This window comes from Sporosarcina obsidiansis (genome assembly GCF_009651005.1).
GTDB lineage: Bacteria > Bacillota > Bacilli > Bacillales_A > Planococcaceae > Sporosarcina > Sporosarcina obsidiansis.
Genome location: NZ_WHVW01000009.1, coordinates 106389 through 119637 on the forward strand (window position 1 = coordinate 106389; position 13249 = coordinate 119637).

Here is a 13249-nt window from a genome sequence, read left to right on the forward strand (position 1 = left end):
ATAACTTACGGTCTTTCTTAAACTTTTTCTATACCTAATTATCTGAATATATCCAACTGGTTTTCATAATCATATTACTAACTTATATTATACCTATCACAGTGGTTTAAACTGGATGTAAATGTGGGATAGTATTAATGGTTAGGTCCATTCTTTCTTATAGGATTCAGCACAAGTAAATGTGGTATAATAAAAATCTTTATTATACATACTCACACATATACTATATATAAGGAAGTGATGTGTGTGTGCAATGAGGAGGAAAAAGACATGGAGACTACAAACTTGATAAACAAAAAAGATCCAAATAGTCTATTTAAAAAATACAAATCAAAAATACCCCATTTAAAAGCTACAAATGGTTATGCTGAAATAAATGATAAAGATCCTCAGCAAAAAAAATGGTTTGAAGAGTTTAAGAAGTAAATATGATTGTACAGATTGGTGATGTTTATTGGTTTAGAGTCGTCAATCCAAGAACTGATGAATCTGAAGTAAGACCAATCGTAGTGTTAAGTATAGAAGATGACAATTGTTTAATAGCATCTTTCGCAACAATTACAACATCAGAGATTGAGGACTTTGATGGAAAATACGACAAATGGAAATCTCCTATTTTCGGCTGGCGTGCTTTAGGTTTGCGTGATGCTTCTTATGTAAAGGCAAACTGCTTGGCAAGTACAGAGACTATGCTTTTTTCAACTAATGATTATATAGGAAAAATGAATAGATTTGATCTTGATAGTGCATTAGCAAAAATTGAAGATTTTTTAAACTCAGATGAAGAAGCTTGGTGAACAATAAAATAATTCTATAGATTTTATTAACAATACAAAGCTAAAAAATGTTTAAAAAGCTAGTATACGAATGTAGAGAAATTGGCCAGTTGGAATTCTTATCTACTCAATAAAGTGCACCCCAAAAGTTAGATTTACTATCTAACTTTTGGGGTGCACTTTATTTGCAGGTATTGTGTACATTCTTTTCTGGATAGAAAATAGCGGACTACCCCGGCTCTGCGATCATATGGCCTGCCTGCTCGTAGTGGAACGTATAGTTAGGGAGTTTCTTTTCAAGCTTTTTTGCTTTGATATCTTCTTTTCCATTAATGAACCGATTACAGACAGATCCTCTCATATATCACTTTTCATTTCCACTGCGTCCTATGTCTTTGCAAACCTACTTCTCCGTATATCGCACGTACAAAAACTTCTTCGGCACGTTTCGTCCTGATATTAATGGAATGCTTTTGCTCACATACCGCTCAATAAAAAAATCGAGATCTCCTATTAGCCACTTATTCAAAATCGCCTTTTGCTCAGATCCTTTCTCTGCGAAACGTTGTAGATAGAGATTATTTTCCTTTCCCAACTTTCCGAGTGAATGGCCTGAAGCTTACTTGCGGAAGTCGATTTTAATGAAACAAAGGCGAATGTTTCATTAAAAAATTATCAGATCCCGATATAGTTCAAGAACGACTCTATTGTTGCAAAGTTACGTTAAAAACCGGAAGTTTTAAACTATTTTTAATGACCTTCCCATTGAATGGCATCTAAGGATCAAAGTAATCCTGGAATGTAAACTGAAAACCTATCATAAACATATCTTATAATTTTGATTACACAATATCTATACATCAACTTTATTTCATTAATTTTGAAACACCAATAACTTCCCATAGTTTCCGTCCTGAGTCCATCAAAGAAAAACACCTACTATCACTTGATTCTGTTGATAAACAATGGTATTTTATAAACTGAAGTTGTCTATCACTCACATTTTCTTAACTTGATTGAGATTGTGTTGATAGTGGATTGAAAAAATATTTCTGTAATGTGAGAGAAGACTATAAAATGTCTTCTTTTTTTATTCAACTTGAAAAACTTCAATATATCTGTTATGTTTATATCAGCCCTATTATTTACAAATTATTCGTTCTATTGGGATAATCCAACGTAGACTCGTATATTTGGCAAGATATTCAGTATTCGTGTAAATTGTAGGGCGAGTAAAAGTAACCTATCTTTTGCGCAATATAGAAGGGTTTCAATGTAATTGGTCCACTAAGTGAAAGAAAATATATTGAATAGGAGATAATTGATATGAACATTAAATACATTGGAAGAGACTCAACAAAATTAGTGCGTGGAAAAATTCATGTAAAGAAAGGTAAATATACAGCTTGCGGAGCCAGGATTGATGATAACCGCGAAGATTGGGTAGATACAGCTGAACGGGTTACTTGTGAAAAAAGAGGGTGTAAGTAAAAGGAAAAACATTTTTCAGTTAAACAGCAGAATATAGGCAAGATACAGTACCTGGATACCAAGTTAAAATTGTGCAGCTAGGAACACAGTACATTCTCTATAAGAATTCAAGACATGTACCGATTAGAAACCCTTCTACAGAATTTGAAACAAACTTGCCAGTGCATGATAAAGTACTAGTTCCTCACTACATCAAAATGTTACTGAAATGTTTTGATATCACGTGAAGTTCCGGCACCTATATCATGCTTTTCCCTCTGCAATGTATATTTCTAGGAAAAGGTATAAGGTTCAGAAACAATTTAAAATTATTTCTGTCTTTCATTGGGATCAGGTATTTTAATACTTCCCTGCCGACAGGTTCTTCCAAACAGAATCACACCGCTCCCCCTTAAGAAGGTAAACAGGATCAATTTGTAATGCTAAAACGAAATATATTCATTTATATTCGCCCCATAAAATCCCTTTTTATTCTAACATGACCAACCTCCTTCAAATCACGTAAATTCTCACCAACATAACGATCTGAAACTTTATAATAGTTTGATGACTATTGCATTAATGGTATATTTACTAGACAAGCAAGTCTAAACTACCGACAGAAAGAAGGCGAATAAAATGGATGTGACTTTACCTATAGGTACATTGCAAGTTCCCGAAAAAGTAACCGCAGAAGTTATCCAGAAATGGCTAACGGAAATTGAAACGTATACGGACCGGTTAAGACAATCGGTAGATTCATTGAGTGACGAAGAATTAAACAAAACGTACCGCGAAGGCAGCTGGACAGTACGTCAGCTCGTTCATCATATCGCAGATTCCCAGCTGACCATGTACCAGCGATTAAAGCTCGCTATAACAGATGACCGACCGACTGCATGCGTATTTGACCAAGACAAGTGGGCTGTTCTTCCAGATACGAAACTTCCCGTAGAAAGCTCGATTCACATGCTGGACGGAATCAATGAGCGCATTGTGTACCTGGTCCACCATTTAACAGAGGACCAATTCAACCGAGTGTTTATTCATCCGGAAAATGGTGAAATCACAGTAACGGCAAAAGTAGCGAAATTAGCTTGGCACGAAGAACACCACTTAGCGCATATAAAAATCGCTCTGGAAAATTGAAAAATGCCCCCCGGAAATCAGGTATTCTGATCTCCGAGGGGGTACGCCATTTCTTATTCCGTGTTTTTCGTTTTAATCGTTTCGTTATATTTCTGATTGCCTTCTTTAGTGATTTCATTGTATAAATAATTGTCATTTTTTTGTATTTTCATTATAAAGAGCATTACCCGTCTTTGTGACGTAAATGTACTTTTAATATTAATCCTCTTACAGCTGATATTTCAAAGCACAAATTATTTATTAAGTAAAAAAATAAATACTTTAAAAATGAAGAAGTTCTCTAACCGATTAGTCGATTGGAGAACTTCTTCAACATCTTATAAAACACTCAACTCATGATCCTTCACATCACTAATGAACATACAGCCAGGAGAATGAGTAATCATAATAGACGGCTTGCTTTCCATAGCTACCGCTTGCGGTGTCACGCCACATGCCCAAAACACAGGCATCTCGCTTTCATAGATCGTCACTGCCTCCCCAAAATCTGGTGCCGAAATATCATCAATTCCAATAACACTCGGATCGCCAAGATGAATCGGTGCGCCATGCACATCCGGGAATCGCGTAGTAATTTGGATCGCTCGAATGGCATCTTGAGCTGTCATGGGTCGCATACTTACTACAATCGGTCCTTCAAATATGCCAGCTTTCTCACAAGCAATATTGGTCTTATACATTGGCACATTACGATTTTCCTCGATATGTCGTATAGGAATTCCACTTTCTAGCAAGGGGGCTTCAAATGTAAAGCTACAGCCTAGTAAAAATCCAACCATATCATCTTCCCAGTATTCCGTTATATCCGTGACTTCCTTTGTGAACACACCGTCTTCGTAAATTCGGTAGCTCGGGATATCTGTACGAATATCCGCTTCTCTAGCTATAGTCTTCGGATGGAATGACCCAGGCTCAGTTACATCCAACAGTGGACAACTTTTCGGATTTCATTGGCAAAATAATAAAAAGCCAACAGCATGTTCTTTTTTCAAGATAACTAAATTCGCTTGCGTAAACCCTTTGGCCATCCCCGAAGTCTGACCAGTAATTTCCCGATTACGGATGAGTTCTCTAACTTCTTTAGACTTCATCAAGCGATAATCGTTCATTCGTAAAACCTCCAGTATGCATCTACTTATTTAAACAGTAATGGAATTTGTTCAATCAATGTCATCACACCTAGCACGCCCATCACTACTACGACAACGGCTCCGCCGATCGTCAACCATAGTGGATGCTTATATTCCCCAACAATGTCTTTCTTATATGCGGCAATCAATAAGGTCCCTAGGGCAAGCGGCAAAATTAATGCGTTTAACGCACCCACTAATAAAAGAATATTGACTGGTCGTCCAACGAATGCAAATGTAGATGTCGATATGACAATAAATAAAATGATAATCCAGTTATGATACTTTTCAATGACTGGACTGAATGAACGAATAAATGAAACCGATGTATACGCAGCACCAACAACGGACGTAATTGCTGCTGCCCACATAATCACACCAAACATTCTCAGACCCAATTCCCCTGCGCCTAACTGGAATACAGATGCTGGCGGGTTTTCTGGATCAATTGCTAAGCCTTGAGAGACAATACCTAAAACAGCTAAAAATAGTGCCACACGAATAATTCCTGTAACGGCAATACCTGTGATCGAACTTTTCGTTACTTGTGGTACGGATTCAATACCTTTAACTCCGGCATCTAACAATCTATGACCACCTGCGAATGTAATATAGCCGCCCACTGTTCCACCAACAAGCGTGACAATCGCAAAGAAGCTAATTTCTGTTGGATTGAACGTTCTAACGATTGCTTCTCCTACTGGTGGAGACGTCTTGAATGCTACAAACACGACTAAAACGATCATGAGAATACCTGCTACCGCTACAACTTTATCCATCACTTTCCCCGCTTCTTTCACAAGGAAAATGAAGATTGCAAATACGGCACTGATAATGGCACCTAGTATGGGATCTATACCAAGCATCGCATTGAGACCTAATCCTGCACCGGCGACGTTCCCGATATTAAACGCTAATCCACCTGCTACAATGAGGACAGCAAGTAGTACGCCTAAACCAGGTAGTATTTTATTGGCAATCTCTTGACCGCGCAACCCTGAAACGGCGATAACTCTCCACACATTCATTTGTGCAAAGACGTCCAGAATCAATGAAATTAATATAACAAATCCGAAACTGGCCGCTAATCTTTCAGTAAAAACTGTCGTTTGTGTTAAGAAACCAGGTCCTACAGAAGACGTTGCCATCAAGAAGGCCGCTCCAAGCAGAACACTTCTTGTGACTTTCTTTTGATCTTGATTTAACTCTAGTTTATTCTCTGTCATGTAGAGACCTCCACTATAGGAAAGGACGTAATGTCAATATCTTGTTTCTTCAATGAATCCGTAATATACTTCGCAAATTCCACCGCGTTTTCTCCATCTCCATGAATACAGATCGTATCTGCTTGAAGAAGAACTTCTGTGTTTTGCTGAGAAATCACTTTCCCTTCCTTCACCATTTGGATCACTTGCTTAGCCGATTGCTCTTGGTCTGTAATCATCGCATCTTCTTGTGCACGTGAAGTCAGCATACCGTTTGATTGATAGGTCCGATCCGCAAATACTTCATGCGCCGTCACTAAACCAATCGTTTCCCCTGCTTTTGTCAGTTCACTATTGGCGAGGCCGAATAATACGAGTGATGGCGACACATCATATACCGCCTGCGCAATAGCTTGTGCGATTTCTTTATCTTTAGATGCCATTTGATACAGTGCACCATGAGGTTTAACGTGTTGCATCGGTTCGTTATGTACGGCTAAAAATGCTTGCAGTGCACCGATTTGATAAACTACCATGTCATACGCTTCTTGAGGCGTGATATTCATATCTCTACGGCCAAAGCCAACCAAATCAGGCAATCCTGGGTGTGCACCAATTCGAACACCATTATCGATCGCCAACTTCACCGTTTCTCTCATCACCGATGGATCACCAGCGTGGAAACCACATGCTACATTGGCAGACGTGACGTATTTTAAAATCTCTTCTTGTTCACCTAACGTATACCGGCCAAAGCTTTCTCCTAAATCACTATTTACATCTACTTTCACCATGCAAATGACCTCCTCATCATTATAAAAACCTCATTAGTAAGCGTTTACAAACTATTAATTCCCGAAATTCGAAACTAAGGTTTTAAACTTGAAACCAGTTTATCATAGAATTCTACTGTTGAATAGATTATTATCAAAAAATAGAAAGTATTTTTATTTACTAGTTATTATGCTTGTAATTTCACTTTAGCAATTTATAATGGAACTAAGATTCATTTAACAGAATTAAAGTTTCATTTTTCGGCACTAGAAGGAGTTGATTGAATGAAAAAAATGCCTACTTTGGTTAGTAAAGTTCTTGGAGATTCCGCTTTAATTATTAAATTAGGAGAAGGTATTCATCCAGACATCCATCAACAAGTGAAGAACTTAACACAGTTACTAAATGAACATCCATTTGATGGTTTTATCGAATCGGTTCCAGCGTATAATAATTTGACGGTGTACTATTCTCCGTATATAGTCCATCGTTCAAATACATTTGCGATTTCAGGTACTCCTTTAGAAAAAGTTAACTATTATATCAATGAATTAGCGACACATATATCTGAAGCCCAAGAGACAGAAGGAAAACTAGTAGAGATTCCTGTACTGTACGGTGGCGACTTTGGTCCCGATCTACAAGTCGTGGCGGAATTTCATGGATTGTCTATTGAGGAAGTCATTCAGATTCATACCGAACCGGAATACCTTGTCTATATGATTGGATTCGCTCCTGGATTTCCTTTCTTAGGAGGAATGGATGAGCGCATTGCCACACCCCGAAAAGAAACTCCACGAGCCGCGATTGCTCCAGGGTCCGTTGGAATCGCAGGAAAACAAACGGGTGTCTATCCATTAGAAACACCAGGAGGTTGGCAAATCATTGGCCGAACACCTAAAGCATTATTTCTGCCCGACATGTCACCACCTTCCCTACTACAATCCGGTGATAAGATAAAGTTTGTATCTATTTCATCTGAAGAATATGCACACTATGAGAAGGTGAAAAAATGACGATAAACGTTTTGAACCCTGGACTATTAGCAACACTGCAAGACATTGGTAGACACGGCTCGCAAAAATACGGTGTAATTGTAAGCGGTGCCATGGATAGCTACTCATTACGCATAGCGAATATCCTGGTAGGCAATCCTCAAGATGAAGGGGCCGTAGAAATTTCATTATTCGGGACAACACTGCAATTTAACGAAGATACAGTAGTTGCAATTACTGGCGGCGATTTGCAGGCAACAATTGATGGATTCATTGCGCCCACTTGGAGACCAATCATTATTAAAAAAGGCTCTGTATTGAAATTTGGATTCGCTCTTGAAGGTTGCCGCGCCTATGTTTCCATTGCGGGCGGCTTCGACACACCTAGGATCATGGGAAGTAAAAGCACGTATATTACGGCAGGCATCGGTGGAATTGAAGGTAGACCTTTACAGCAAGGCGATACCCTCACATGCGGAGAATTGACGGAAATGAATAAAAAGCTATACGAAAAGTTAGCAAGATCAGAGAGTACGAGTGATTGGTTAGTACCTTACCACTCCCTTATTAGTTTGAAGTCCCTACAAACGATCCGGATGATAGAAGGAACGGAATTTGAACGTTTTGATGACTCAAGTATTGAAGCATTTTTAAACACACCCTATATCGTCACACCACATTCGAATCGAATGGGTTCTCGCCTAGAAGGACCTTCGATTTTATTAAAGGAGAAGTTTGAATTACTGTCGGAAGGCGTAACGTTTGGAACGGTGCAAATACCACCAAGCGGAAAGCCGATCATATTAATGGCCGACCGACAGACAACCGGCGGCTATCCGAAGATTGGTCAAGTGATCACTGCTGATTTAGGAAGTCTTTCACAGTTGAAGCCGGGTGGAAAGCTACGATTTGAGGTCGTCAGTCATTCAGAAGCTGAGCGTTTATTGCTGTTGAAGGAAGAGATCATTCGGGAAATTGAAATCGGAGTTACCTACAAAATCGTTCGTTAACTAAAAAACCTTGCCACGTAAATTTGTGCAGCAAGGTTTCTATTATTCCACATAGCCTAGTTGCCTAGAAATTTCTAGCGCAGCTTTTTTTACTTTTGGAATCAGGTTTTCTATATTGTCTTCTTGATAATTAGCTTCAATTCCCGCTATGCTAATTGCCGCTACCACTTCACCACTGAAATCGTATATAGGTGCAGCGATGGAAGACGTATAGTTTTCTAATTCAGAATGACTAATTGTGTAGCCGTTCTTTCTAGTTTCCTGAATGGATGACAATAGCTCCTCTCGATCCGTGATCGTTCCCTTCGCCCATTGTTTTCTCTCGACGGAATCCAAATATTTGTTGACTTCATCATCCGTTAAATACGATAAAATAATACGTGAACAAGCACCAGCGTATAAGGGGCTATGCCTTCCAACCGCTGTATAGAGTCGAACCTTTTGGTATGTATCGATTTTCTCAATATAAATTGCCTCGTCCCCTTGTTGCACAATTAAATTTATCGCTTCTTTCACATCATAATGAAGCGCCTCCATAATCGGATACGCAATCTTACGAATATCCAACCGCTTCGATACAAGACTTCCATATTTCAAAAATAACAAGCCCAGTCGATAGTTCGAATCTGCCCCTTTTTCCAAGAACTTCATCTCTTCTAGAGAAGTTAACATACGGTAGACAGAAGACTTTGGAATACCGGAGAGTTCTATGATTTCTTGAAATGTAAGAGCCGGATGTTCAATAAATAGATTTAAAATGTCCAGTGAACGAACAACCGTTTTATTTTTTGTAGTCATATTGGCTCCTTTCTATTCAATGATAGTTTACATTTTATTTTGAGATTTATCATTTACGCTTCTTTTCATTGATTATAACATTGAAGTGGAGCGTTTTCTAGTTGTTGGAAAAGAGCATTCATTTCCTAAAAATTTTTCACTCATTCACCGTGCTTTAGTACCACAGAGTGAGTTGTCATAGCTAGCTTAGATGGGAGAATTATTTATTTGATTAAGCATTCATTTTCATATCTCTTACAGGCACCTTATCGAGTGAATTCTCCGTGTAACCGATAGATAAAAGAGCAATAGGTTCAACATGAGGCAGTATTCCCAAGATATCCCGAACGTCATTCTTCCTATAAAAACTCACCCATCCCATTGCCAGTCTTTCCACACACGCTGCCAACTACATATTTGGGATGACTCAGGCAGTTGACAGAATATCCGTTTCTGGAATGGAGTTGCGACCTAACGCGACCTAACACATGTGAAACGCCACGTGTAGAATCACATGTTACACAAATAATGATCGGTACTTCTGCTTCCTTCAACCCTTCCACTTCCATGCTCAGGAATTTCGTTTCCTTCTCTCCTACGTCTTCATTAATGAATAGCTAACGCCCGTCTCTCTTTTTCCACCGCCCACGCTAATCTTTCTTTCGTCTCGTCAAATGGTCCGACGATAAAATTTCATGGTTGCATGAACCCGACGGAAGGTGCCTGTTCGTCAAACTTTCGCGTATAAATAATGATTCGAGATATCGTTAGTCTTCTTCACAGGCACCGGTGGTAACTACTTGGCTAGCAAAATCTTTACATCGCCGACCCCGATATCAATTTTTAAATCAATTTTCGTTTCCGAATGATCGTAGGCTTCATTCACATAGACACCTTTGCCTTTAGAGATGAAACCTTCCGTTGCTATTCGGCCGATTCCCTTTGAAACGGATAATTTCACTCCGATGTCATTCGGTAAATGAATTTCCGCATCACCCACCCCTAGGTCGATTTCCACATCAAAGCTATCTAGCCAATCATCCTGCAGATTAATCGTCGTATCACCAACTCCTGCATCGATAGATAAGTGACGGAGACGAATTCCTGCCAAGTTCAGTTCAGCTTCGGAAACACCCATTTCGACATCCAGATTCACCGGTATTTCATTTGTCAGTTGAAGATTCCAATCGTTTCGATTTTTCCGCATAACCGAAAAACCTTTCATTTTCTGATGAATCTCCACATAACCGACATCTCTTTTATTCTTGTAAGTAACAGATGGATACCATTTTTTCACGTTTGTATCAATGTAACCATCCACCCATTCTTCAGCCCCGCCTTCAATCAAAAGCTCACCCGCACCAAATTCAATATCAACATCCAGTGATTTCGCATGATCCTTTTCAATAGACAAATCCCCGGACACATGATTCGATTTCACCAAGCCATACACCCAAAAGCCGACCATCCCCAACAGTATGATCCCCACTAGTAATATCACAATTTTCCGCATATCAGCACCCCTTTTTTTCTATCATAAGCGATTCTTTCCAAAGCGGAATCAATCTAATGAATGAACTGTACGTCAGACTTAGGTCTGAGCGTTCCAGTATACGCTGGATTGCGGCTGATTATTGCATTTCATAGACATACAGCTCGTTGTCTTCTAAAAACAGTAGCATATTCGCTCAGTCGTAAGCCTGACGGCAGTAAAGCACTACCGTCAGGCCTACGAAAATTCACTTCTTGAACTATGGCAAAACCATTCAGGAAAACGTGGTACCTCTTTTAAATTGACTTCGAATACTGGCAGCAAGAAAAACTTGTGCAGCATAGTACGTAATCATAACGAGCGCGTCACGTGCAGGAAGCGGTATAACGAATCGGTCGATCGCCAGAAAAGAATCCGAACAGATAAACAGAAAAGCCGCCGTTATCGCAAGTGGAAACCTCGTCCGAATCGCCTCCCAGCCCATTATCAATATGACTACGATATAGGCAATAATTGCTACACCAAGCACAATTTCTCCTGAAGCCATTTGCGGTCCTGCAATCCAGACAGCCATAAAGAGTCCGTACAGGATAAGCGGAATTGCAACAAAGACGGGCACCGACTTGCGGCTTTCTTTCCGAAAAGCCTGAATATACAGCAAGTGAGCTACAAAAAAAGTCGCAAGCCCTGCCATGAACCAATAAATCACTCCATCCGCAATCATTAAGACAAAGAGGCCAGCTAAAATAGTCCGTTTATAAAGTGGAGAAATGGAGGATATAGACAGAGCACCGTATAATATAATCAACATCATAGGAACCAGTTTCATGGCGTTTTTCATGCCTACCGGTTCTGCAGGAATTAAAAATATATATACAAATCCCATCAGGACAATCAGACCTATCAAGATCTTACGCAAACAACTCAGCTCCTTTTCAGTACATAGATACGGTATGAATATTGCCGCCACTGCTATCCGTTCTTCCTGGATGGGCTAAAGCATTGCCACACAAGAAAGGCAGAGTAAGCAATAGATACTCCATGCAAAACTAATTTTCTCATTGTTCTTCTCCTTAATGATATATATTGTAGTGCTCATATCAACAAATCGTACTATTTAAGAAAAAAATATCAATTTGCTTATCCTCCTTTAGTAATTTGAAAAATCAAACTTCTTTAGATGGAAGAATCGTTCATATTGTTGAAAATAATTTGTGCAGGATTAGTTCGTTTAATATTCAATGAAATCAAATGACATAATGCAAAAGAAAAAACCCTTGATATCCAAGAGTTTTGGCGTTCATATTCTTTGTTTGAAATCCACTGATTTTGTCATATAGAGGTGGTGGGAGTCGAACCCGTGTCCAAAGGCTTGCATAATTAAGTATCTATGCTTGTAAATGTAGATTTATCAAGGTTTTACTCGCTAAGGAGTATTACCTATTCACGAACTTGGTTTAAAGACCTTCTGAATACTAGTATATACCATATGACTACTAAATAAAAAGTAATCCTTTTAAAGATTCTCCATAGAAATTCATCAAATTTTATTCCCGTACAATAAATTCAGTTTTTATTACTTTTCACCTTTTATTGTTTTATAATTATTAAACAACCAACTAAGGGAGATAACTATGACGGATTTTCTAAGACCTAATTCATCTGAATTAGAATTTCTAAGTTTATCATACAATAAATTCTATGACATTTACGAAGAAGTAATGGAAGTAAACGATACCTTTTGGCAAAAAGAACCCTATTATCGTTTTTCAAAGGTTAATGTTCTTTTTAGCATTTATGCAGAATTACTAAATTATGCCCCCCTTAAATATGTTCTTATTGAAATGGAAAGTAAAAGACCACCAAATGAATCAAAAATAGCGAAAGAATTATTTAAATGCATTAGGAACATATTAGCACATTTCCCCTTTTACGAAACCTGGAATAATGTATATATAAATACGGGACTAGTAAACTGGTATAAAGATGGTATGACTATAGATAAGTTCTTAAGAAAAAATGAGGGGAATGAAGAAATAAAATATCGTTTTTGGGATAGTCAAAAAAAGAAGATGACTTACCTATCAATTAACTTCCCCAAAGATTATACAGAAGGTAAGAATATATATTTAAAAGATATACTAAACGAAAAAGATGGAATCCAATTTTCAGCTATTTTAATGAAACAGGTATTGGACACTCAAGTATTACAAATGCATTGAGGGGATGAATCAATTTAATGTTTGGAACTATTATTCAAAATATATACTCAAAAAAAAAGGAATACTTAATCTTTTGAACACTATCATGCGTATCTAAAGAGTGGAAAGTCTCTTTAATTGATTTCTTTTAAAAAAATAAATAGTAAAAGGGATGGGGGAGTGTAACAACTCCCCTCAGACTGTAGACAAAAGGGTGGGAAATCGTCACGATTTCCCACTCTTTTGTTATTTCTGTTCTAGAACCAGAGA

General features: G+C 38.3%; 12 protein-coding genes and 2 pseudogenes. 7 read left to right on the top strand and 7 right to left on the bottom strand.

Features of this window, described 5'->3' with window-relative positions; all coding sequences use genetic code 11:
* The first annotated feature begins 270 nt into the window (after window positions 1-270).
* The 4 genes from GD002_RS09540 (at window position 271) to GD002_RS09550 (ending at window position 3395) form a co-directional block, all read left to right on the top strand.
* On the top strand, window positions 271-426 hold the full coding sequence (locus GD002_RS09540) for a hypothetical protein (protein ID WP_153732123.1): 156 nt from the start codon (window positions 271-273) through the stop codon (window positions 424-426).
* Window positions 427-428: 2 nt separating this feature from the next.
* Window positions 429-797, top strand: a complete 369-nt coding sequence (locus GD002_RS09545) for a hypothetical protein (RefSeq protein WP_153732124.1) — start codon at window positions 429-431, stop codon at window positions 795-797.
* 1305 nt (window positions 798-2102) lie between these two features.
* Window positions 2103-2267 carry a hypothetical protein gene (locus tag GD002_RS17780; protein ID WP_194841542.1) on the top strand — a complete coding sequence of 55 codons (165 nt, stop codon included), beginning with the start codon at window positions 2103-2105 and terminating at the stop codon, window positions 2265-2267.
* Window positions 2268-2885: 618 nt separating this feature from the next.
* Window positions 2886-3395, top strand: a complete 510-nt coding sequence (locus tag GD002_RS09550; RefSeq protein WP_153732125.1) for a YfiT family bacillithiol transferase — start codon at window positions 2886-2888, stop codon at window positions 3393-3395.
* 317 nt (window positions 3396-3712) lie between these two features.
* On the opposite strand, the pseudogene GD002_RS09555 reads toward GD002_RS09550, so the two are convergent.
* The 3 genes and pseudogenes from GD002_RS09555 to pxpA form a co-directional block, all read right to left on the bottom strand.
* Window positions 3713-4504, bottom strand: a pseudogene (locus tag GD002_RS09555) (putative hydro-lyase).
* 26 nt (window positions 4505-4530) lie between these two features.
* Window positions 4531-5751, bottom strand: coding sequence for an NRAMP family divalent metal transporter (locus tag GD002_RS09560; RefSeq protein ID WP_153732126.1), 1221 nt, complete (start codon window positions 5749-5751; stop codon window positions 4531-4533).
* Complete coding sequence (pxpA, locus tag GD002_RS09565; protein WP_153732127.1) at window positions 5748-6524, bottom strand: 5-oxoprolinase subunit PxpA; 777 nt, start codon at window positions 6522-6524, stop codon at window positions 5748-5750. Before pxpA ends, GD002_RS09560 begins: the two co-directional genes overlap by 4 nt.
* Window positions 6525-6788: 264 nt before the next feature.
* Here pxpA and pxpB point away from each other — a divergent pair, with 264 nt between their 5' ends.
* Together pxpB and GD002_RS09575 are read left to right on the top strand one after the other, a co-directional pair.
* Complete coding sequence (gene pxpB, locus GD002_RS09570) at window positions 6789-7520, top strand: 5-oxoprolinase subunit PxpB (RefSeq protein ID WP_153732128.1); 732 nt, start codon at window positions 6789-6791, stop codon at window positions 7518-7520.
* A complete protein-coding gene (locus tag GD002_RS09575) occupies window positions 7517-8509 on the top strand; it encodes a 5-oxoprolinase subunit C family protein (protein WP_153732129.1) in 993 nt (330 codons plus the stop codon). Before pxpB ends, GD002_RS09575 begins: the two co-directional genes overlap by 4 nt.
* Window positions 8510-8551: 42 nt before the next feature.
* On the opposite strand, the gene GD002_RS09580 is transcribed toward GD002_RS09575, so the two are convergent.
* The 4 genes and pseudogenes from GD002_RS09580 to GD002_RS09590 form a co-directional block, all read right to left on the bottom strand.
* Entirely contained in the window at window positions 8552-9307 is a 756-nt protein-coding gene (locus GD002_RS09580) for an IclR family transcriptional regulator (RefSeq protein ID WP_153732130.1), read from the bottom strand.
* A 211-nt stretch (window positions 9308-9518) separates the two neighbouring features.
* Window positions 9519-10009: pseudogene (locus GD002_RS17900) on the bottom strand (nitroreductase family protein); the annotation flags it as partial.
* A 73-nt stretch (window positions 10010-10082) separates the two neighbouring features.
* Complete coding sequence (locus GD002_RS09585; RefSeq protein ID WP_153732131.1) at window positions 10083-10799, bottom strand: toast rack family protein; 717 nt, start codon at window positions 10797-10799, stop codon at window positions 10083-10085.
* Window positions 10800-11052: 253 nt separating this feature from the next.
* The gene (locus GD002_RS09590) at window positions 11053-11697 is read right to left on the bottom strand and encodes a lysoplasmalogenase (RefSeq protein WP_153732132.1); all 645 of its coding nucleotides are present in this window, start codon (window positions 11695-11697) and stop codon (window positions 11053-11055) included.
* A 715-nt stretch (window positions 11698-12412) separates the two neighbouring features.
* On the opposite strand from GD002_RS09590, the gene GD002_RS09595 reads away from it, so the two are divergent.
* Complete coding sequence (locus tag GD002_RS09595) at window positions 12413-13000, top strand: hypothetical protein (RefSeq protein ID WP_153732133.1); 588 nt, start codon at window positions 12413-12415, stop codon at window positions 12998-13000.
* Window positions 13001-13249: the final 249 nt, after the last annotated feature.

Coding starts and splice junctions, on each gene's coding strand:
- GD002_RS09595 (WP_153732133.1), top strand. CDS start 12,413: ATGACGGATTTTCTAAGACCTAATTCATCTGAATTAGAATTTCTAAGT.
- pxpB (WP_153732128.1), top strand. CDS start 6,789: ATGAAAAAAATGCCTACTTTGGTTAGTAAAGTTCTTGGAGATTCCGCT.
- GD002_RS09545 (WP_153732124.1), top strand. CDS start 429: ATGATTGTACAGATTGGTGATGTTTATTGGTTTAGAGTCGTCAATCCA.
- GD002_RS17780 (WP_194841542.1), top strand. CDS start 2,103: ATGAACATTAAATACATTGGAAGAGACTCAACAAAATTAGTGCGTGGA.
- GD002_RS09540 (WP_153732123.1), top strand. CDS start 271: ATGGAGACTACAAACTTGATAAACAAAAAAGATCCAAATAGTCTATTT.
- pxpA (WP_153732127.1), bottom strand. CDS start 6,524: ATGGTGAAAGTAGATGTAAATAGTGATTTAGGAGAAAGCTTTGGCCGG.
- GD002_RS09560 (WP_153732126.1), bottom strand. CDS start 5,751: ATGACAGAGAATAAACTAGAGTTAAATCAAGATCAAAAGAAAGTCACA.
- GD002_RS09575 (WP_153732129.1), top strand. CDS start 7,517: ATGACGATAAACGTTTTGAACCCTGGACTATTAGCAACACTGCAAGAC.
- GD002_RS09585 (WP_153732131.1), bottom strand. CDS start 10,799: ATGCGGAAAATTGTGATATTACTAGTGGGGATCATACTGTTGGGGATG.
- GD002_RS09580 (WP_153732130.1), bottom strand. CDS start 9,307: ATGACTACAAAAAATAAAACGGTTGTTCGTTCACTGGACATTTTAAAT.
- GD002_RS09550 (WP_153732125.1), top strand. CDS start 2,886: ATGGATGTGACTTTACCTATAGGTACATTGCAAGTTCCCGAAAAAGTA.